Annotated in this window: 20 protein-coding genes; 10 read left to right on the top strand and 10 right to left on the bottom strand. The window is 66.1% G+C overall.

Translation table 11 applies throughout. From position 1 onward, the window contains the following. Window positions 1-60: 60 nt before the first annotated feature. From mnmG to AR323_RS01575, 8 genes are all read left to right on the top strand, one after another. A complete protein-coding gene (gene mnmG / locus AR323_RS01610) occupies window positions 61-1,911 on the top strand; it encodes a tRNA uridine-5-carboxymethylaminomethyl(34) synthesis enzyme MnmG (RefSeq protein WP_057882189.1) in 1,851 nt (616 codons plus the stop codon). Window positions 1,912-1,967: 56 nt separating this feature from the next. Beyond that, window positions 1,968-2,543, top strand: a complete 576-nt coding sequence (gene rsmG / locus AR323_RS01605; RefSeq protein WP_235510417.1) for a 16S rRNA (guanine(527)-N(7))-methyltransferase RsmG — start codon at window positions 1,968-1,970, stop codon at window positions 2,541-2,543. Then, window positions 2,540-3,316 carry a ParA family protein gene (locus AR323_RS01600; RefSeq protein WP_057882187.1) on the top strand — a complete coding sequence of 259 codons (777 nt, stop codon included), beginning with the start codon at window positions 2,540-2,542 and terminating at the stop codon, window positions 3,314-3,316. Before rsmG ends, AR323_RS01600 begins: the two co-directional genes overlap by 4 nt. Further along, window positions 3,313-4,275, top strand: a complete 963-nt coding sequence (locus AR323_RS01595) for a ParB/RepB/Spo0J family partition protein (protein ID WP_057882186.1) — start codon at window positions 3,313-3,315, stop codon at window positions 4,273-4,275. The genes AR323_RS01600 and AR323_RS01595 overlap by 4 nt, the downstream gene beginning before the upstream one ends. Window positions 4,276-4,356: 81 nt before the next feature. Next, window positions 4,357-4,878 (top strand): Csu type fimbrial protein, encoded by a 522-nt coding sequence (locus tag AR323_RS01590; protein WP_057882185.1) that lies wholly within the window; start codon window positions 4,357-4,359, stop codon window positions 4,876-4,878. Between the two features lie 208 nt (window positions 4,879-5,086). Then, window positions 5,087-5,542: a Csu type fimbrial protein gene (locus tag AR323_RS01585; RefSeq protein ID WP_057882184.1), complete on the top strand. Its 456-nt coding sequence runs from the start codon at window positions 5,087-5,089 to the stop codon at window positions 5,540-5,542. A gap of 105 nt (window positions 5,543-5,647) precedes the next feature. Next, window positions 5,648-6,331: a fimbrial biogenesis chaperone gene (locus AR323_RS01580; protein ID WP_164461537.1), complete on the top strand. Its 684-nt coding sequence runs from the start codon at window positions 5,648-5,650 to the stop codon at window positions 6,329-6,331. Next, on the top strand, window positions 6,303-8,804 hold the full coding sequence (locus AR323_RS01575) for a fimbria/pilus outer membrane usher protein (RefSeq protein ID WP_083495186.1): 2,502 nt from the start codon (window positions 6,303-6,305) through the stop codon (window positions 8,802-8,804). Before AR323_RS01580 ends, AR323_RS01575 begins: the two co-directional genes overlap by 29 nt. Here the strand turns inward: AR323_RS01575 and AR323_RS01570 are convergent. Both AR323_RS01570 and AR323_RS01565 read right to left on the bottom strand, forming a co-directional pair. Continuing rightward, window positions 8,791-9,657 (bottom strand): hypothetical protein, encoded by an 867-nt coding sequence (locus AR323_RS01570; protein ID WP_152980279.1) that lies wholly within the window; start codon window positions 9,655-9,657, stop codon window positions 8,791-8,793. The two genes, AR323_RS01575 and AR323_RS01570, sit on opposite strands and share 14 nt — an antisense overlap. 121 nt (window positions 9,658-9,778) lie before the next feature. Then, window positions 9,779-10,261, bottom strand: a complete 483-nt coding sequence (locus AR323_RS01565; RefSeq protein ID WP_057882180.1) for a GAF domain-containing protein — start codon at window positions 10,259-10,261, stop codon at window positions 9,779-9,781. Window positions 10,262-10,323: 62 nt separating this feature from the next. Between AR323_RS01565 and AR323_RS01560 the strand changes: the two genes are divergently transcribed. Beyond that, window positions 10,324-11,784, top strand: coding sequence for a PQQ-dependent sugar dehydrogenase (locus AR323_RS01560; RefSeq protein ID WP_057882179.1), 1,461 nt, complete (start codon window positions 10,324-10,326; stop codon window positions 11,782-11,784). Window position 11,785: 1 nt separating this feature from the next. Here the strand turns inward: AR323_RS01560 and AR323_RS01555 are convergent, their stop codons facing one another. Both AR323_RS01555 and AR323_RS01550 read right to left on the bottom strand, forming a co-directional pair. Further along, complete coding sequence (locus AR323_RS01555; protein WP_057882178.1) at window positions 11,786-12,604, bottom strand: DUF815 domain-containing protein; 819 nt, start codon at window positions 12,602-12,604, stop codon at window positions 11,786-11,788. After that, window positions 12,601-14,337, bottom strand: a complete 1,737-nt coding sequence (locus tag AR323_RS01550) for an acyl-CoA dehydrogenase family protein (protein ID WP_057882177.1) — start codon at window positions 14,335-14,337, stop codon at window positions 12,601-12,603. The genes AR323_RS01555 and AR323_RS01550 overlap by 4 nt, the downstream gene beginning before the upstream one ends. A gap of 66 nt (window positions 14,338-14,403) precedes the next feature. On the opposite strand from AR323_RS01550, the gene AR323_RS01545 reads away from it, so the two are divergent. Beyond that, window positions 14,404-15,345, top strand: coding sequence for an L-threonylcarbamoyladenylate synthase (locus AR323_RS01545; protein ID WP_057882176.1), 942 nt, complete (start codon window positions 14,404-14,406; stop codon window positions 15,343-15,345). On the opposite strand, the gene AR323_RS01540 is transcribed toward AR323_RS01545, so the two are convergent. From AR323_RS01540 to AR323_RS01515, 6 genes are all read right to left on the bottom strand, one after another. After that, window positions 15,342-15,692 (bottom strand): hypothetical protein, encoded by a 351-nt coding sequence (locus AR323_RS01540; protein ID WP_057882175.1) that lies wholly within the window; start codon window positions 15,690-15,692, stop codon window positions 15,342-15,344. The genes AR323_RS01545 and AR323_RS01540 overlap by 4 nt on opposite strands. 65 nt (window positions 15,693-15,757) lie before the next feature. Beyond that, window positions 15,758-16,588 carry a head GIN domain-containing protein gene (locus AR323_RS01535; protein WP_057882174.1) on the bottom strand — a complete coding sequence of 277 codons (831 nt, stop codon included), beginning with the start codon at window positions 16,586-16,588 and terminating at the stop codon, window positions 15,758-15,760. Window positions 16,589-16,715: 127 nt separating this feature from the next. Next, entirely contained in the window at window positions 16,716-17,249 is a 534-nt protein-coding gene (locus tag AR323_RS01530) for a CarD family transcriptional regulator (protein WP_057882173.1), read from the bottom strand. Window positions 17,250-17,520: 271 nt separating this feature from the next. Then, the gene (gene fdxA / locus AR323_RS01525) at window positions 17,521-17,859 is read right to left on the bottom strand and encodes a ferredoxin FdxA (RefSeq protein WP_057882172.1); all 339 of its coding nucleotides are present in this window, start codon (window positions 17,857-17,859) and stop codon (window positions 17,521-17,523) included. Beyond that, window positions 17,856-18,167, bottom strand: coding sequence for an RNA-binding S4 domain-containing protein (locus AR323_RS01520; RefSeq protein WP_057882171.1), 312 nt, complete (start codon window positions 18,165-18,167; stop codon window positions 17,856-17,858). Before AR323_RS01520 ends, fdxA begins: the two co-directional genes overlap by 4 nt. Continuing rightward, entirely contained in the window at window positions 18,164-20,683 is a 2,520-nt protein-coding gene (locus AR323_RS01515) for a helicase-related protein (RefSeq protein ID WP_407701062.1), read from the bottom strand. Before AR323_RS01515 ends, AR323_RS01520 begins: the two co-directional genes overlap by 4 nt. Window positions 20,684-20,819: the final 136 nt, after the last annotated feature.

Below are 20,819 nucleotides of genomic sequence, written 5' to 3'. Positions count from 1 at the left end.
TCACGTGAAACACGCCCTTTTTGACCACGCAGCACAGGTTCGATAAGGCGCGGCGGCGCAATGAATGACTTCGACATCATAGTGGTTGGCGGCGGTCACGCCGGGGTGGAAGCGGCTGCGGTCGCCGCGCGCAGTGGCACGCGGGTCGCGCTCGTGACGTTCGATCGCCACACCGTCGGCGCGATGAGCTGTAATCCGGCGGTCGGCGGGCTGGGCAAGGGACACCTGGTTCGCGAGGTCGACGCGTTCGACGGCATCATCGCGCGCGCCGCCGATGCCGCTGCAATCCACTACCGGATGCTCAATCGTTCGAAGGGAAGCGCGGTATGGGGGCCGCGCATCCAGGCGGACCGACGCCTGTTTCGCGACAAGGTTCAGCAACTCCTGGCAGAGCAGGGTGACCTGACAATCGTCGAAGGCGAGGCGGCTGAGCTGCAGTTGAATGCCGGGCGCGTCTCGGGCTTGGTGCTTGCGAACGGCGCCAAGCTTTCCGCGCGGGCGGTCATCCTGTGCACTGGGACGTTCCTGGGGGGGCGGCTGTTCCGCGGCGAGGAGCGGCTGACCGGCGGCCGGATCGGTGAGCAGGCGGCCCATCGACTCGCCGAGCAGCTCCGCGAAGCGGCGCTTCCGATGGCGCGGCTCAAGACCGGAACCCCGCCACGCCTCGACGGGCGCACGATCGATTGGGCCGCGCTCGAAGAACAGCCGTCGGACGCCGATGCATGGACGATGTCGCCTCTGACAACCATTCGGCTCAATCCGCAACTGGCCTGCGCGATCACGCGCACCAACGCGCAAACGCATGATATCATTCGCGGATCGCTCGACCGCTCGCCGCTTTTCAGCGGGGCGATCGACGCTCAGGGTCCGCGATACTGCCCATCGATCGAGGACAAGATTCACCGCTTCGGCGACCGCGACGGCCATCAGGTCTTCCTCGAACCGGAGGGGCTGGACACGCACCTGGTCTACCCCAACGGTATCAGCACCTCGCTGCCGACCGACGTGCAGCACGCTATGGTGCGATCAATGCCCGGGCTGGAGGCGGTCGAGATCGTCGTTCCGGGTTACGCGGTGGAATACGACCACATCGATCCGCGCGCGCTCGACCGTACGCTACAGGTGCGATCGATACCTGGCCTCTACACCGCCGGGCAGATCAACGGCACGACAGGATACGAGGAAGCGGCGGCGCAGGGCCTGGTAGCCGGTATGGGAGCCGCAAGCGTCGTGTTGGGGCGTGGTCCGGTTCCTATCGATCGGGCCAATTCTTACCTCGCGGTGATGGTCGACGACCTGACCCTTCACGGAGTGACCGAACCCTATCGCATGTTGACGGCCCGGGCGGAGTATCGCCTGCGGCTTCGCGCTAGCAATGCCTCGACCCGGCTCACGCCGCTGGCAATTGCAGCGGGGTGCGTGGGCCTCGAGCGAGAGCAGTGGTTCGAAAACCGCACCGCGCAGCGTTCCACGTGGAACAGCGAACTCGATCGCAAGGTCACCGGAAAGGAACTGGCCGAGCGTGGCCTTGGCGTGCGGCGCGACAAAAGCGCCAGTCCGCTTCGCGATTGGCTGAACCACGACGTCGACCCCGCCGCGCTGTCGGACTTTCTTCCCGCTGGATTCCTGGACGACGAGGTGGGGGTCGAGCTTCTCGAGGATGCCGCCTATGCCCCCTACGTCGCCCGTCAAGAGGGAGAGCTGCGCGAACTGCGCGCATCTGAGAATGTCCGCATCCCCCCTGCGTTTGCTTTCGATAGCGTACCCGGCCTCTCGAACGAGATGATCGAGCGGCTATCCGCCGCGTCGCCAGAAACGATTGCCGCTGCTTCAAGGGTCAGGGGTGTCACGCCGACAGCACTCGCCGCGGTGCTGGTCCAAGTCAGGCGCGTGCCTGCGGGCGCGACATGATATCGGGAGAGGGTGAAGCGCGGGATTTCGTCTCCCAGCGGTGTGACGCAGCAGCGATGGAACGGCTTGATAGGCTCGTAGCGCTGCTCAAGGAAGAAAACGCCCGCCAAAACCTCGTCTCGGCGACTTCGGTCGATTCGATCTGGCGGCGGCACATCGCGGACAGTGCCCAGCTCCTCGATCTCATGCCAGACCCACCCGCGGGTTCTCTGATGGACCTGGGAAGCGGGGCTGGCTTTCCCGGGCTCGTCCTGGCGGCGATGCGCCCGGATATCGAGGTCCGATTGGTCGAGTCGCGCCGACTCCGTATCGACTGGCTCAATCGCTGCGTTGAAGCACTCAACCTCGCGAATTGCACCGTTTTCGGTGCGCGGGTGGAGGCTTTGCCCGATGCCAAAGCAGGTATTCTGACGGCGCGCGCCTTCGCTCCCTTGCCGAAACTCATTGCCATGGCCCGCCGCTTTTCCACAAAAGACACGCTGTGGTTGTTGCCGAAGGGACGGTCCGGGGCGCAGGAAGTCGCTGACTTGCCGAAGACGTTGCGTCATATGTTTCACGTGGAACAGTCGGTGACGGATGCAGATGCCGGCATCGTCGTGGGTCGAGACTTAACGGAGGCCGCTGGAAAATGATCACGATCGCAGTGGCCAACCAAAAGGGCGGGGTGGGCAAGACCACCACGGCAATCAACATCGCCACGGCGATGGCTGCAACGGGTTGGAAAACCTTGCTAATCGATCTCGATCCGCAGGGGAACGCGTCCACGGGGATGGGCGTCCGAAGCGATGACCGCGAGCGGTCGAGCTACGATCTACTGGTCGATGGCGCGCCTTTGGCCGACTGTATCGCCCCGACCGGAATCCCTTTGCTCGACATCGTTCCGGCGACCGTCGACCTTTCGGGTGCCGAAGTCGAGCTCGTCAACGTGGAAGACCGCACCGCTCGGCTCAGCAGCGTGCTCGACGGTCATCACGGGCACGACATCGCCTTTATCGACTGTCCGCCGTCGCTGGGTCTTCTGACGCTCAACGCATTGAGCGCCGCGGATACTCTGCTCGTGCCTCTCCAGTGCGAGTTCTTTGCGCTGGAGGGATTGTCGCAGCTGCTGCTCACCGTCGAGCGGGTGCAGCAGCGGTTCAATGCCGATCTCGGCATCATCGGCGTCGTGCTGACGATGTTCGATCGCCGCAATCGCCTGACCGACCAGGTGGCGGACGACGTGCGCGCGTGCTTGGGTCCGCTCGTCTTCGAATCGGTCATCCCACGCAACGTGCGGTTGTCGGAGGCGCCAAGTCACGGGCTCCCCGCGCTGGTCTACGACCATAATTGCACCGGCAGCCGCGCGTACATGGCGCTCGCGCGCGAACTGATCGGTCGCCTGCCCGCCGAAAGGAAAGCTGCATGAGCGATCCGGCTGACCCGATTCGCTTCTCGATTCCCGACCGTCCAAAGGACGACACCCGCAAGCGACTGGGGAAGGGCTTGGGGGCATTGCTGGGCGAAACGCGCCGGGAAGAGCCGCTCGTAATCGACCAAAGCATTGATTCAAAATCTAATTCGTCCAGAACCGGGCTCGCCAATCTTCCCGTTTCGGCGATCGAGCCGCTTCCCGGTCAGCCGCGGCGGCGCTTCGACGAGGCTGCGCTCGAGGAACTGGCGGCTTCGATTGGGCAGCGCGGGGTGATCCAGCCGATCATCGTCCGCCCACTCGGTGGCGGTCGCTACCAGCTCGTCGCGGGTGAGCGGCGCTGGCGTGCGGCGCAAAAAGCGCGCCTGCACGAAATCCCCGCCCTTGTCCGCGAGCTCGACGAGCGCGAGGTCATGGCGCTGGCTCTGATCGAGAACCTGCAGCGCGAGGATCTCAACCCGGTCGAGGAGGGCAGGGCCTATGCCCAGCTCGCCGAATCGGAAGGGATGAGCCAAGCCGAAATTGCCACGTTGGTCGACAAATCGCGCAGCCACGTCGCCAACCTGCAGCGACTGCTCCAGCTTCCCGAACCCGTGCTCGACCTCGTCGAGGAATCGAAACTGTCGATGGGTCATGCCCGCGCCTTGATCGGTCACCCCGATGCGGTGATGCTTGGTGCGCGCGCGGCTCGGGACAACCTGTCGGTGCGCGAGGTCGAATCGCTAGTCCGTCGGTCGAGCGCGAAGGACTCGGGCCGACGGAAGGCGCGTGTGGCGCGCGATCCTGCCAAGGACGCGGATATTGCCGCGGTCCAGCGCCATCTCGAGGAATTCCTGGGTCTGACGGTACGGATCAAGACCGACGACGATCCGCGGTCGGGTGCGGTGACCATCAGGTATCGTACACTCGACCAGTTAGACCTTGTTTGTCAGAGGCTTACGGGCGGTGACATTTGACCAGGCGAGGGCGGGTGTCGGCACAAGGTTTGCAGTCACGCTTAAAGAGCCGGTAAGTATTTTCCTCTAACGCCCGCTTCCATGGGGGCCGAACGTCTTTTCTGCATCAAGCGTCTGCGCGTGCTCGCCGTTGCGGTGGGCGCGGTGGCGACGATGCACGCGACACCTGCTGCGGCGAAGGAAAAGACGGCCACGGTGGAAGTTTTCCTCAACGTCGTCTCGACGTGCCGGGTCCAGACCGATCGCCTCGATTTCGGATTCCCCGTAAAGGGAGCCAAATCGGCGCAAGCCGCGACGGCGATCACCCTGCAATGCACGCCAGGCGTGAACTACCGCGTCGGCATCGATAACGGCGACCATTTCGACGGCACCGAACGCCGCATGTGGGGTGGGCAGGCCAATGGCCAGGTTTGGTACGTCCCTTATCGCATCTATCGCGATGCGGCCCGCGTCGTTCCGTGGGGCAACGCGCCCACGAACAGCGCGGTGGGAATAATGCCTCTCACCGGCACGGTGACCCTACCGGTCTATGGCTCGGCCGACCTAAAGAACGTGCGTGCCAGCGAATATCGCGACACGGTCACGGTGGTCCTAGAATACTGAGATCGCTTCCGGGCCGGCCGAAGCCAGCCCCGTAGATGCTCGTAAGGCCGACGTAACGTTAGCGTTTACGCCGAATTAACCATCAACTCCCTAGGTACGAAACCGGACGAGAGAGCTAACGGCCGCGCAACGGTTTAGCGAATTCTCAAGACTTACGGCGTTAAGGCGCACCCCGGCCAATCGGCCGAGACCTAGGGGGACCTTTCACATGCGTAAGATTGTCGTAACCGCCGCTCTGGCTGCCGCGCTCGCCGCGACGCCTTCGTTCGCCGCCGAGAAGACCGCGGACATGGAAGTGACGCTCAACGTGCTGAATAACTGCACGCTGACGACGCCAGCCGTACTCGATTTCGGTACCGTCACCGACGTGACCACTGCCACCGCGAGTGGAGCCGCCACCGTCAACTGCACCATCGGCACTCCGTACGCACTGAGCGTCGGGATGGGTGAGAATGAAGGCACCAGCGGTTCGCGCCGCATGGTCAATACCGCCGGAGATCTCTTCGTGCCGTACAGCATTCTTCTGAATGGATCGGCCGGGAGCACCAACGCCAATGGTACCGGTGCAGACCAGACCCAGCTTCTGGCGGGTACGCTTCAGCCGACCGGACCGGTCGCAGCCGGCAGCTATTCCGACCTCGTCGTTGTCTCGCTGACCTACTGATCCACCTACGGAAAGCCCCTGCCAATGATTCGCCGATCCACTACCGTCTTCAGCCTTGCTGCAGCATTGGGGATCGGCGGATCGCTGGTTGGGATTCCATCCGCAGTGGCGGCCTCCGACGAGGCCGAGACCGCGCAAATTGCCGCATCCGGTGGCGCCAGCCTTTCGATCGCTCCGCTTCGCACGGAAATCGATAGCGGCGCCACGGGGGCGACTGTTTACCTGAGCAATACCTCGTCGCGTGACATGGCCGTCCAGGCTCGTCTTTTCGCCTGGAACCAGGTGGATGGCGTGGACGCCTATGCGCCGACGAGCGAGCTAACCATTTCCCCGTCCATTTCCATGATCCCCCCCGGCGAAACCCAGATCGTGCGCATCCTGCGCAAGGCTGGCAGCAATCCGGGGGAAAAGCGGTTCAGGCTGGTTGTCGACCAGCTGCCGGACCCCAAGTCGGTGCAGAGCGGCCAAGCCGCGACGCGCATCCGCTTCTCCCTTCCCGTGCTCGTCGATCGCGACACGGCCAGCGCCCCCAGCTTCGCCTGGCGGCTCAAGGACGACCGGCTGGAGCTCGCCAATACCGGCGGTGCGACGGCGCGGATCGCGAACGTGGCGATGCAGACACTTGGCGGTGAGGACGTGCAACTGGGCGAAAACACCCTGCGCTACGTCCATGGCAGTTCGACGATCGCCTGGCCGATCGGAAGGGGCTGTTCTCTCGGCGCGGTGAAAATCGTTGCGCAGATCGACGGCCAGACGGTCGATGCGCAGCCCATATCTGCGTGCAGCTAGACCGCTTCTAGCCCTCGCGGCGGGCCTTGCAGGCCTCGCCTCTCCCTCGGCCCACGCGCAGAGCGATCCGTTCGCGCTCCCCAAGACGATGACCGTGGATGCCGCCCAGGCGCTGCCAACCGGTCCTCTCATGAGCGAAGTGATCGTCGACGGGCGCGCCAAGGGGCGCATGGTCGCGATCGAAGGACGCGGCGACGCCGTAAGCATCGACGCCGACGATGCCCGCGCGGCCGGGCTGCCGGTTCCGGAAGGCGCAACGGGCCAGATTCGCCTCGACACGCTGAAGCTCTACCAGTGGAAATTCGATTCCTTCCGTCAGCGGCTTACCGTGGCGCTCTTTCGCAAGAACGACGGAGCCAACTTTCGCGACCTGAGCGCGCTCAACTACGGTCCGAGCGAAAGCACGCCTCTCACCGCCTTTCGGCTCGATTACGACATGACCGCGTCGGTCAGCCGCCGCGATTTGACGGTGGGCGGTCTGTTCGATGCCGCGATCGTCAGGGGTAACCTGTCGGCATCGACGAGCGCGCGCGTTCTCGGTTCGTCGAACAACGGCGGCATGGATGCCATCCGGCTCGATTCGCGGGTCGAATTCCTGTGGGATCGCAAGGGTCTGGTGGCGACGGCGGGTGACTTTACCAGCGCCGGCAACCAGTCGCAGAGGTCCGTACGGATGGCCGGCGTGAAGCTGGGCACCGATTTCGACCTGCGTCCGGATCTCGTTTCGCTGCCGCTGCCCGCCTTTACCGGTTCGGTGGCCGTTCCCACGACGATCGATCTCGTCAATGCGGACCAGCGGCGCGAGATCGCCAAGCTCGAGCCGGGCGACTTCACCGTCCAGAACATTCCCGCGCCGCTCGGGCGGGGAGAAGTGACGGCAGTCCTTCGCGATTCGCTAGGGCGCGAAACGATCCAGACCGCGCGGTTCTACATTTCGCGCGACCTGCTTGCCCCCGGGCGCTCCGCCTACGCGGTGAATGCCGGTTTCGTCCGACGAAGATACGGGCAGGCCAGCGCGGACTACGGTCCGGCCGCAGCCTCGCTCTACTATCGAAAGGGTCTGTCCAGCGGACTGACGATCGAGGCCAGCGGTGAATGGACCGCCGGCCTCGTCAACGTGGGTGCGCGCGCCGATTTCCTGATCGCGAAGTTGGCTAAGGCAACTTTCGAAGCGCGTTACAGCCGCGATTCGGATGCAGGCAGCGGCAAATTGCTCAATCTCGGCGTCGAATCGATCGGCACGAAGTTGGGCCTGGTCGCCGGCGCAACTTTGCCGGACGCCGATTACCGCGATGTCGCCAGTCGACTGGGCGATCCGGCTCCGCCCAAGCGCATGTTTGCGAACGCGTTTTATCGCCCGTTCTCCGATTTGCGCCTCCAAGTGGGCGTGGTCCGATCCGAGGAACGCGCCGACCCGCGCTTTGCGCGCGAGGCGAGAAAGATCGATTCTGCCGTCGCCAGCATGCAAATCCCGGTATGGGGTGGAGCGCGTGCCATCGTGGCCGCGGACTATCGCCGATCGAACGGCATTACCGAAAGATCGGTATCGGCCGGCCTTTCCTTCTCGTTCGGTGGACGCAACCGAGTCGCAGCTCTGGGCAATTACGGTAACGAGGAGCGGTCTGCCGCGCTCTACTATTCCCGTGACGCGGAGAAAGAAGGCGACATCGGTTTCGGCCTTTCGGCCAGGACCGACGAAGGCGATCACGCATTCAGCGGCCAGGTTGGCTGGCGGGGCCGCATGATGCAGCTCGATGCCCAGGCCGAAGTGGTTTCGGGACGCGCCGCTCTGCGCGGGAATGCGCGCGGATCGCTGCTGCTTGCTGGTGGAACCGTCTATGCGCGCAACCGTTCGCAGACCGGCTTTGCCCTTGTCCAAGCCGGAAAGGTCGCCGGGGTGCCGATCACGCTGGAAAACCGCTATGTCGGCAAGACGAACGCCAAGGGCCGACTGCTCGTTCAGGACATCACGCCGCGCTTTCCGGTCCGCATCAACGTCGACGACAAGCAACTGCCGGCCGACGCGCTGGTGCGGGAGACCGAACACGTGATTCGCGTGCCCGAGCGCGCATTCGCGCTGGTCGAGATCGACGCGATCCGGTTCGTGCCGGTGATGCGGGTCATCGTGGACGGTGCCGGTGCGCCGCTCGCGCCGGGACTGCGCGTACTGGCCCAGCCATCGGGCGAAAGGTCGCTGACCGGCTTCGACGGTTATGTCGAGGTCAACGCCGGCGCTGCCGACGACCGGCTGATCGTGGGCGCACCGGGAAGCGGGTGCGTGGTCGATCTTGCCGGGATCGACCTGACGGACGAGGGCCAGGGTCCGCTGGTATGTCGAACGATGACGATCGCGGCCGGTGAGATCGAGCGAGACGACACCGCCCCTGCCAAAGCGAAGCGCAAGACGGCACGCTCCGATCGAGCGCGGCGCGACTCTCCCCGACGCGGAGCGCTGGCTGCTATCTCCCCTTGATGAGCTTGATTCGCTTGTCCGCCCGCGGTGCGGACGCGGGTTGGCGAACGACCGTGGTTTCCGTGATCGTCTCAGACCGTGCGGGACCGTCGACCCATTCCTCGGTGACATACTCGCGTACGATCGCGCGCTGCGGGACCTGGACCAGCACGGGCACATACGCGATCGCCGGGTAGCCATAGCCGTAACTTGGGTAGCCATATGCCGGTCCCTGTGGGAACGAGGCCATGTGCCGGTCGAGATGCCAGGCGCATTCGTCTTCGCGGCGACGCTCGCCCGCCGCCCCGACTGCCGCTCCGATCGCGATCCCGGCAAGCCCGCCGACGCCGGCGCCCAGCAGCGTGCCAGCAAGCCGTTCCGAACCCCATGCGCGATTGCCGATCACCCCGCCGGCCACGGCGCCGAGCAGGCCGCCAATCACGCCTCCACGATCCTTGCGGTCGACACCGCGGGTGCGCTCGCGACAATCGGCCAGCCATGCTTCTCGATCGAAGTGCTGCGGCGCCGAATGCTGGGCCATCGGATAGGGATACTGGCCCGGATAAGCTCCGGGGTACGATCCGGGATAGGGTGCCTGCCGGTAGTGATCCGGATAGCCATTCGCATGATCGGACCGGATGGGCGGCGCCGTGTAGGCCTCCTCCTCGAAGGTTTCGACGGGCTCAGGCGCCGGTGGCGGCGGAGGCAGTGGAGGCGCGGGCGGCGGCGGCGGCGGATCGAGCACCGGTAGCGGCTGGATCACCGGGTTGCTCTGATACACCGCGCCACTTCCATACTGCTGGGCAAGGGCGGGGGACGTAAAGGCCAGCGTGCTTGTTGCCAGCGTAAGAGTGATCGATCGGCTCGCGGTCATGCGCTCATTCCCCGTTGTCGCGCGAGACTGCGGGTGAGTCGATGCGCGTTAACGGAAAATTTAGCATTACCTTACGTTTGCGCCCAAGCGGGCCGGATGGTCGTGTCCCGAAACGGGTCGGCTAGATGCGGTCGGCCAGCATCCCGGCGAGCCGTTCGATCCCCGCGGCATCATCCATATCGAAACGCGCGTGCTGCGGGCTGTCGAGATCGATGACCGCCACCACATTGCCATCGCGGATGATGGGAACCACCAGTTCGCTGAGGCTCGCCGCATCGCAAGCGATATGGCCGGGGAATGCATGAACGTCTTCGACGAGCTGGGTCCTCCCGCTAGCCGCCGCGGCACCGCATACACCTGCGCCGAAAGGAATCCGGATGCAGGCCGGGCGACCGGCGAATGGGCCCAGGACTAGCTCGCCGTCGACCACCCGGTAGAATCCCGCCCAGTTGATGTCGGGGAGGAACTCCCACATCAGCGCGGCCACGTTGGCCATGTTCGCGACCGCATCGGGCTCGCCCGAAGTCAGCGCCTCGGCTGCCTGGACGAGCTGGCGGTACAGTTCTGGCTTGGAAAGGGCGTCGTCGGCGCGAAAATCGTACATGATCCGCGCTCTAGCGAAGCATGGCGTTGCCGCAAGCGTGCGCGTGGCGTAACCAATCGTCCATGAGCACAGGCCGCAAGATCCTCATCGGCGTTTTGCTCGGTATCCTCGTGGGTATCGGGTTTCTCGCCTACCTCTTAACTCCCGACCGGGCGCGCCAGTCGGTGTCCCAGGTCGCCGGCGCCGATCCCGTGCTATTGCGGCCGCGTTACGAATCCTTCCCGACCGTGGGGATCGCGGAACCGACCGGCTGGCCCGCGAATGCGGTGCCTGTGGCAGCCGAAGGCTTGGCGGTCACGCGCTTTGCCGACGGGCTCGACCATCCGCGGACGATGTATATCATGCCCAACGGCGACGTACTGGTCGCGCTGACCAACCGGCCGCCGTCGCAAGGATCGGGCGGCATCGAGGATTTCATCGCCGGGCTGCTGTTCAAGCGGGCCGGCGCGGGCGGCGAAAGCGCGAACAAGATCGCCCTGTTGCGGGATGCCGACGGCGACGGGCGCGCCGAACAGAAGACGCTCCTCTCGCACTCCGCGCTGTCGTCGCCCTCGGGCCTGGCCTGGCAGAATGGCACGCTTTACGTCGCCAATCACGACGCGCTGCTCGCCTTCCCGTACGAGGAAGGCGCGACGGCGCTGACTGGCACGCCGAAGAAGCTGATGGACCTGCCGCCGGGCGGCAATCACTGGATGCGCAACATCGCGCTTTCGGCCGACGGAAAGCGGATATTCATCGCCGTCGGATCGGCTTCCAATGTCGGCGAAAAGGGCATGGAAATCGAAAAGGGCCGCGCCGCAATCTGGGACTACAACCTAGAAACCGGGCAGCAGCGCCAGTTCGCCAGCGGTCTGCGCAATGCCAACGGTCTAGCCATCTCTCCATGGAGCGGCGAGCTGTGGACGACGGTGAACGAGCGGGACATGGTCGGGTCCGACCTCGTACCCGATTACCTCACCAACGTGCCGATCGGCGCGCAATATGGCTGGCCCTGGGTCTGGTGGCGCAACAACTTCGACGACCGGGTCGACCACCCGACGCCCGAGGGCTTCAACCCCGATTACATCCGCATCCCGCAGTACGCGCTCGGCCCACACGTTGCGGCGTTGGGACTGGCGTTCACCGGCGACGGTTCGACCCTTGGCAATCGGTTTGGCAGCGGCGCGGTAATCGCACGGCACGGATCCTGGAACCGCGAGCCCAAGTCGGGATACGACGTCGTCTATGTCGCCTTCGACGCGCGCGGCAACCCTACCGGAAAGCCTGTGCCGCTGCTCACCGGGTTCCTATCGGACGACGGCAAAACCACGCGCGGACGGCCGACCTGGGTCGCCTTTGCCGGCGACGGCTCGCTGCTGGTGACCGACGACACCGCCGGCATCGTCTGGCGGGTTACCGCGCCGGGCGCGGCACCTGCGGCGGCGATCGAACGCGTTACCGGCGACAGGCTACCCCCGCGGCGCGAACTGCGCGGAGGCACCGCGACCTTCGGCGAGGACTTCGCGCGCGAGCAGGTGCCCTAAGTCAGAGGCGAACCCCGGCGCGTCCGGCGAGCTCGGTAATGTACTGCCACGCGGTGCGTCCCGAGCGCGCGCCGCGCCGCTTGGCCCATTCCAGCGCATCGGCCCGTTCCCAGGTCAGCCCGAGCGGATCGGCATATGCCGCGACGATCGCGAGGTAATCGTCCTGCCCCGCGTTGTGGAAGCCGACCGACAGGCCGAACCGATCGGCGAGTGCCTGCAGGTCGTCGATCGCGTCGCGCGGGTTCACCGGATCGTCCTGTTCCGCCAGATGGCGCGGGACGATCGCGCGCCGATTGCTGGTGACGGCCAGACGCACGTTCCCCGGGCGCGCCTCGACCCCGCCTTCCAGCCACGAGCGCAAGTGACGCGGGCCGACGCTGTCGCCCTCGGCAAAACCCAGGTCGTCGAGGTAGACAAGGAAGTTGCGTTGGCGCTCACCAAGCAATGCGAACAGCGCGGGGAGGCCGGGAAGCGCATCGGCCGCCACTTGGACGAGCGCGAGCCGCGTCGGGCCAGACGCCTGCGCGGCAACGGTCGCGGAGCGGACGAGTGCGCTCTTGCCCATGCCCCGCGCTCCCCACAGCAGCATGTCGTGCGCCGCCGCGCCCGCGGCCAGCCGGGCGACGTTCTCGCTCACTGCCTGCTTCTGCGCGTTAATCCCGATCAGCCGTTCGAGCGGCGGCGCTTCGATGGCAGCAACGGACCGCGCCGAGTTGCCGTCCCAGACATAGGCGGGGGCGGTCATCCAGTCGGTGTCGGACGGCGTCGCGGGTGCGATTCGCTCGAGCGCCGCGGCGATCCGCTCCAGCGGATCGGTCATGCCGACAGCGCCTCCGCAGATAGGGCGTAGAACAGGCCCGCACCGCCGCGCGCCGCCGCTGCCATGCCCATCGCTTCGGGCACGACGTGATCCAGGAAGTATCGCGCGGTGACTGGCTTGCTGGCGGTGAGCGAGGGTGCGGCACCGGCCGCGACGGCGTCCGCCTGCCGCGCAAGCTGCCATCCAGCGACAGCGACCGCCGCCATCGCGGTAAACGGAACGCTGCCCACCAGGCGATCGTCGAGCGAAGCGTCGTCGCGCATCCACCGTGCCGTGTCGCGGCAGGCGCGCGCGAGTTCGGCCAGGCGCGGTTCGCTGGCGGCGTCGCGCTCGACATCGGAGAACAGGGCGTCGAGTGCTTTGCCGCCATCGAGCCCGAGCTTGCGTGTGACGAGATCGGCGGCCTGAATGCCGTTCGTCCCTTCATAGATCGGCGCGATCCGCGCATCGCGATAGTGCTGCGCCGCGCCGGTTTCCTCGACGAAACCCATGCCGCCGTGGACCTGCACGCCGATGCTCGCGACTTCGACGCCGATGTCGGTGCCCCAGGCCTTGAGCATGGGGACAAGACATTCGCCCCGCGCCGCCGCCGATTCGTCGCCTAACGTACCGCGATCGACCTGCCCCGCGGTGTAGTAGAGCAGGGCCCGCGCGGCTTCGGTCAGCGATCTCATGCGCAGAAGCATTCGCCGCACATCGGGATGCTCGATGATCGGCACAGGACTGCGATCGGGAGAACCGGCGCGAACCGATTGCACGCGGTCCTTCGCATAGGCCATCGCCGCCTGCGTAGCCCGCTCGCCGATCTGGACGCCCTGGTTTCCGACGTTGATCCGCGCATTGTTCATCATCGTGAACATCGCCATCAGCCCTCGGTGCGGTGCGCCCACGAGTTCGCCGATGCACTCGTTGCTGTCGCCGTAGCTCATCACGCACGTGGGCGAAGCGTGAATGCCCAGCTTGTGCTCGAGACTGACGCACTTCACATCGTTGCGCGGACCCAGCGAACCATCCGGATTGACCAGGTATTTCGGCACCACGAAAAGCGAGATGCCGCGGCTCCCCTCGGGCGCGTCGGGCAGGCGAGCGAGGACGAGGTGGATGACGTTGCGGGCCAGTTCGTGATCGCCCCACGTGATGTAGATCTTGGTGCCGGCGATCCGGTATTTCCCGGCATGATCGCCGTCCTCGATCGGTGACGCGGTGGCGCGCAGGGCGCCTAGGTCGCTGCCGGCCTGCGGCTCGGTGAGGTTCATCGTCCCCGACCATTCGCCGCTGATCATTTTCGGCAGGTAGAGCGCCTTCTGCGCGTCCGAGCCGTGCTGTTCGAGCGCGTCGATCGCCCCGGTCGTCAGCATCGGCAGCAGATTGAATGCGAAATTGGCGGTGCCGAGGTTTTCGAGCACGTTGACGCCGAGCGAAAACGGCAGGCCCTGCCCGCCGAATTCCGCCGGGGCTGCGATCGCATTCCAGCCCTGCTCGACGTAATGGGCATAGGCTTCGGCAAAACCGTCCGGCAGGCGCACGAACCCGTTCTCCAGCCGGGCGCCTTCCAGATCGCCCACCCGGTTGAGCGGCGCCCACTCGCCTGCGGCGAATTGCCCAATGCCCTCGACGATGGCCGAGACCATGTCGGGTTCCGCTGCAGCGAAACGCTCGCTTTCGGCAAGTTCACCGATCCCGGCGCAGACCTCAAGCGCGAGCAACTGGTCGGCGGTGGCGGGGCGGTACATGCGCGCGGGTCTCCGTTTTGGCAGGCGGGCTTGTGAGGTTCGGGCCTTCGCTTATAGCGCGCAGGGATGGGCGACAAGCACGCTACGGAACGGCTGGCGGGCGACGCGGCGGGGATCGCCCGCGCGGCTGCGCTGATCGAATCGGGCCGGCTCGTCGCGCTGCCGACCGAGACGGTCTATGGCCTGGCCGGACGGGCGGACCGTGCGGAGGCCGTGGCGGCAATCTACCGCGCCAAGGGGCGGCCCGATTTCAATCCGCTGATCGTCCATGTGCCGGACGTCGCCGCGGCGGAGCGGCTCGCGATGTTCGACGATCGGGCGCGACAGCTTGCGGCGCGGTTCTGGCCCGGGCCGTTGACGATGGTCTTGCCACTCGCCCCCGATGCGGCCGTGGCCGCTGCGGTCACTGCGGGCCTGCCGACCATCGCGCTGCGCTGCCCCGCGCATCCGCTGATGCGGGCGGTATTGGCCGAAGCCGTTCTGCCGTTCGCCGCGCCCTCGGCCAATCGGAGCGGCGGTGTGAGTCCGACGAGCGCAGACCACGTGCTTCGCACGCTGGACGCGCGGATCGCGGCGGTCCTCGACGGTGGGCCATCCGCACGCGGGCTCGAATCGACGATCGTCGCCCTGCGCGAGACCGGCTGGCAGCTCCTGCGCGAAGGCCCGATCCTGTGGGAGGAGATCGAATCGTTGCTTGGCGCACCGCTCGCCATAACCGAGGCGCGGATCGAGGCGCCGGGCCAGTTGGCGCAACACTATTCGCCCGGAAAGCCCGTGCGGCTCGAAGCGCGAGAGGCGCAATCGGACGAGTTCATGATCGGGTTCGGTAATGTCGGGGGCGACTGCTCCCTGTCGGAAGCCGGCGATCTGGCCGAGGCTGCGGCCCGACTGTACGAATGCCTGCATCTTGCAGCTGACAGCGCGCATCCCCTAGTGGCCGTCGCGCCGATTCCCGGAATTGGGATAGGGCGCGCGATCAACGACCGATTGCGCCGCGCTGCGTCCTAGCGATCGGCTTTGGGATTATCCATTCCAGGTTCGTAGGGAACCTGCGGCAGCATCGCCTGGATTTCCGCATGGATCGAAGCCGCGTCGTCGCAGGCGCGGCGATTGCCGTCGATGCACTGTTGCTGCAACTTCTCGCGCTGGCGGCTGAGCTTGCCGATACGCTCTTCACGCCGGCGGATTTCCCGGCCGCGCTTCTCGTCTGCTTCGGACTGGCTGGTGGTGGCGAGATCGACCGCCTTCGACGCAACGCGGACCGGAGCCGTCGCTACGTCGAACGCGGTTTTCGCCAGGCAGCCCGACAGGCCGAATGCCGCGAGGGGCAGGAGGATAAGGGTAGGGCCGCGCATCGTGCGCTCCTTTGGAGTGACACAGGTGCGCGGCCCTAGGGGGAAGGGTGTTACCTTGCGATGAACTATTCTGGGGCCTTCGGTGCCTCGGGCGCGGTGGGAGGTTCCGGCGCCTCGGGCGTCGGCGGCGGCGCGGGTTCGCCAGAGGCTGCGCTGGTCGTCGTGCCGGACTGGCAGTTCAGCTTGCCCGAACCCATCGACTTGATCGTGCAGCGGGCGCTGCCCGACACCGTGACCTCGCCCGAGCCCATCACGGTAGCATCGACCGTGCCATCCGACGCGAAGGTTGCGCTGCCCGATCCCGCGATGGTGACTTCGGCCGTGTCGACACGCAGACCTGCCATGTCGGCCTGGCCCGAACCGGCGATGGTCAGTTCCAGCGAATCAGCCCGGCCACCGGCGGCATAGGTGCCGGTCCCGGCGATCGTCACTTTCACCGCGGACGCATCGACCGACGCAGTGCGAGCGGTACCGCTACCGGCGATCGTCACTTCGGCCTTGCCCGACAGCGAAGGCGTCTCGATCGTGCCCGATCCTGCCAGCGTCACTTTTTCAAGCGATGGCAACGTGACCGCGACCCGTGCCTTGCCGGCATCGCTCGGCGTGTCCTTCACGCGCATGATGCCGAGCGTATTGTCCTCGATCGAGAAGTGCAGCGCTTCGACCGCAGCCGGATCGCCGGTGACGTCGATTGCGAGCGTATCGCCCGTTGTCACGACGACCGAATCGGGACCTGCCAGGATTATGCCCGTGGGCGGGGTCCCGGTAAGGTCGAGCTCGGACAGAGGCACGCCCTTGGTGCCGTTGACAGTGATATTCCCGTCGCAACCCGTCGCCGCGAAGGCGGCGGCCATCGCGAAAACGGGTGCGATACCCTTGATGAGTCGGTGCAGCATAACGATTGCCTCGCTTTCATTGCGTATTACCTACATAATACAGCAAGCATCCCGGAGCAATCCCGCAAAAAGAAAGGGCCGCCCCTGCGGGCGGCCCTTCGTCGGCACCGATCGACGCTTGGTCGAATCAGGCCTCTTCGGTGGTCTCGTAGTACTGGGGCGCATGTTCGCGCAGCACGTCGAGAATTTTGCCGAGCGCGGTCGGCTCGTCGGTCTTTTCCATCGCCGCCAGCTCGCGGGCGAGGCGCGACGAGGCCGCTTCGAAGATCTGGCGCTCCGAATACGACTGTTCGGGCTGGTCTTCGGGACGGAACAGGTCGCGAGTCACTTCGGCGATCGACACCAGGTCGCCCGAGTTGATCTTCGCTTCGTATTCCTGCGCGCGGCGCGACCACATGGTGCGCTTGACTTTCGGCTTGCCTTTGAGGGTTTCCATCGCTTCGCGAAGCGTCTTGTCGCTCGACAGCTTGCGCATGCCGATCGATTCAATCTTGTTGACCGGAACGCGGAGCGTCATGCGCTCCTTTTCGAACCGCAGGACATAGAGATCGAGCTTCATTCCGGCGATTTCCTCGCTCTGCAGCTCGACCACACGGCCAACGCCGTGCTTGGGGTAAACCACGTAATCGCCGACTTCGAAAGCAGGGGCCTGGCTAGCCATCAAAATTCCTTTCGTGCGGGCGACGGGACGGGCGAAAAGCGACGAATTTCCTATCGACCGGACCCGGAGTTGCCGGGCGCGGTCGGGAAAAAACCAGTCTATTTCGCGGGTGTGCCGACGCCTTTCTGACCGTTCGCTTCACCGCCGGGAATCGCTCACCGGCGTGCTTGACGGATTATATAACACAATCGCAACAAAATTTCCACCCCGCACGGCGACGCGCGGAGTGGGATGGCTAACGAACCGATAATTCAGCTGTCCCCCGGGGTGGTCAGTCGCCTTCGCCGGGCTCGGGAGTGAAGAACTTCTCGAACTTGCCGTCTTCGCCCTTGTGCTCGTCGGCGTCCTCGGGCGGGTCCTTCTTCTGGGTGATGTTCGGCCATTCGGCGGAGAACTTGGTGTTCAGCTCGAGCCACTTCTCGAGGCCGTCCTCGGTATCGGGCAGGATTGCCTCGGCCGGGCATTCCGGTTCGCACACGCCGCAGTCGATACACTCCGAAGGGTTGATGACGAGCATCGTCTCCCCTTCGTAGAAGCAGTCCACCGGACAGACCTCTACGCAGTCGGTGTACTTGCACTTGATGCACGCGTCGGTGACGACGTAGGTCATTGCGGCTGGCCCCTCTCAGGCGTTTCGTGTCCGGTCGCAGCTATCGCGGGAAACGGCTGCGGGTCAAGCGCGCGGTAACAGGCCTGTGCTTCGGCGGCGGGTCCCCGCCGGACGGGCAGGGCGAGAACCTCGATCACGCGCACGCCCCCGGGCAGCGGCACGGTGAGGGTATCGCCCACCGCAACGTCCTGGCTCGCGCGCAAAATGCGCCCCCCGTTGCGCCGCATGTGTCCCGCGAGCACCAGCGCCTGGGCCTGCGAGCGGGTCTTGGTCAGCCGCAGCTGCCACAGCAGCTTGTCGATCCTCAAGTGACGAGATCCGCCAGCGCGGCGAACGCACTGCCTACGCGCACCTTGGGGCGCGGGGCCGGGGCTTCGCGCCGGGAAGGTCGCCAGGTCCAGCGGTCGGGCGCAGGCGGGCCAAATGCGTTCGCCGCCAGCTTGCGCGCGCGCTGCAGCCTGAAGCCGGCACTGCCGAGCAGCCGTGTCCAGCTCTCCGACTTCAATCCGGTCGAGATCGCCAGCGCCGGGTCGAGCACGAACGACCTCGCTCTCGTCGCGGTGCGCGCATCGTGCGCCGCGCGAACCAGCTTGTCGGCGACATCGACCCGCACCGCCTGCGCGCCGGCAGGCCGATATCCAGCGGGGATGTTGCGCGGCGAGGCCAGAACCGGCGGCATCGTCGGCGCCAGCGGTCGCCGATCGATCCCCGCGGCATGAAACGCCTGGCGTGCAGCCGGCTTGAGCAAGGCTGGCGCGAACACGTCGAGCGCGCCGACGATGACGCCAAGGCGGCGCAGGACCGGGCGGAGCTCGCGCGGCAAATGTTCGATGCCCGCCTTGTCGCGCGCGATCGTACCGTGTCCGGCGACGAGGTTGAGGAGCAGTGCGCGGGCCTGGCTGCCAAGTGCCGGATCGCGCGATGCCGATTCGAGAGTGGCCAACGGGGCAAGCGCGGCCAGCCGGTCCGCCAGCCACCGATCGACGGCTTCGAGCACCCCGCGTCGCTCGCCATCGGGCACGACAGCTAGGTCGCGTGCGGGAACGAGGACGCGATCGACGGGCGAGGCTGCGCGTTCGATACGCACCAGGTCGCGCCCCAGCCAGCGGACGGTCCCCTGCGCCAGTTCGAGCGCCGAGGTGTCGGCGGCGAGCGCCCGGGCGCGCTGGGCCAGCAGGCGTGGCAATGCCTTCTCACCCGCGGCGAGCAGCATCCGGCGATCGGCATGATTGGCCAGCGGATCGACGACGAACCGGAACCCTTCGAGATGGCCGATCGGCTCGCCTTCCACCGTCACGACGTCATCGGTGCCTAGCGCGACGGGCAGGAGCGCGGGATCGGTGCCCAGGCTCTTCATCAGGATCGCCGTGCGCCGGTTGACGAACCGTTCGGTCAGCCGCGCGTGGAGCGCATCGGACAGCCGCGCCTCGACCGCGCGGGCGCGAGCAGCCATCTCGTCGCGCGCCAGCACCCAGTCGGGTCGCTGTGCGATGTAAGACCAGCTGCGGATCGCAGCGATTCGCCCCTGCAACGTGTCGATATCGCCCTGCGGACGGTCGAGTTCCGCGATCCGCGCAGCGACGAAATCGGCGCCGAGATGGCCTTGGCGCAGGTCCTGCCATAGCCTGGCAACGAACCGCGCGTGGGTATCGGCCCCGCTCTGGCGGAAGTCCGGCAGGCAGCAGGCTTCCCAGAACCGCCTTACGAGTGCCGCGCCGCGGATGTCGGCCGCCAGCGGATCTTCCGCCAAGCGCTTGAGGACCGCCAGATCGATCGCCTCGGGCGCGCGTACCAGCCCCGGCTCCGCAGGCGGTGCTTCGAGATCGGCGATCAGCGTCGCGACATTATCGAACCTGGGTTCGGCCTCGCGCCAGTAAAGGCCCGTCAGCGGCGCGAAACGATGCTCCTCGATTGCGTAGACTTCCTCGTCGGTGAAGGCCGGCGTCTCGCCCGCCGCGCCAGCGAGCGTGCCGAAGGTGCCGTCAGTCTGGTGGCGCCCGGCTCGTCCCGCAATCTGGGCCATCTCCGACGGAGTCAGCCGCCGCTGGCGCACTCCGTCGAATTTGGACAGCCCGGCGAAGGCCACGTGGCGGACATCGAGGTTGAGGCCCATGCCGATCGCATCGGTGGCGACGATGTAATCGACCTCGCCCGACTGGAACAACGCGACCTGCCGATTGCGCGTTTCGGGACTGAGCCCACCCATCACGACCGCCGCGCCGCCCCGAAACCGCCGGAGCATCTCGGCGACGGCATAGACCTGCTCGGTCGAGAAGGCGACGATCGCGCTGCGCGGTGGCAAACGGCTGAGTTTGGTCGTTCCGGCATAGCTGAGCGTGGAAAAGCGCGGTCGGGTGACGATCTCCGCTTTCGGCAGAAGCTGGCGAACCATCGGCTCCAGCGTCGAGGACCCGAGCAGCATCGTCTCCTCGCGCCCACGCGCGTTGAGCAGGCGGTCGGTGAACACGTGGCCGCGCTCGCGATCGGCGGCCAATTGCGCTTCGTCCAGCGCGACGAAGGCCAGCCCGTCTCCGCGCAAGCCGTTCGCGCGCGGCATCGCTTCCACCGTGCAGCAGAGGTAGCGAGCGTCGCGCGGCTCGATCCGTTCCTCGCCGGTGATAAGCGCAACCGACTTCTCGCCCTTGATCGCGACCACCCGGTCATAGACCTCGCGCGCCAGCAGGCGCAGCGGAAATCCGATCGCGCCCGACGAATGGCCGCACATCCGCTCGATGGCGAGGTGGGTCTTGCCGGTGTTTGTCGGCCCGAGGACCGCCTTGATTGTCACGCCGATCAATGTGGCATCGCCCCTGCCTGATGCCAACCGGTCACCGGGCCGATCCCACAGTTTGCCGCGCAACAGACTCGAATCGTCCGATTTTAGGTCGACGTTAACTTCAATCGGGCAGGGAAACCCGGCACTGGACCCTGCGTGGCCCGGTTGCAGGCCACGGGTCGCC

The sequence above is a fragment of the Tsuneonella troitsensis genome, assembly GCF_001441535.1.
GTDB classification, from domain to species: Bacteria; Pseudomonadota; Alphaproteobacteria; order Sphingomonadales; family Sphingomonadaceae; genus Tsuneonella; species Tsuneonella troitsensis.
The sequence above is the reverse complement of the archived record's forward strand: the minus strand, read 5'-3'. Positions and strand labels throughout refer to the sequence as shown.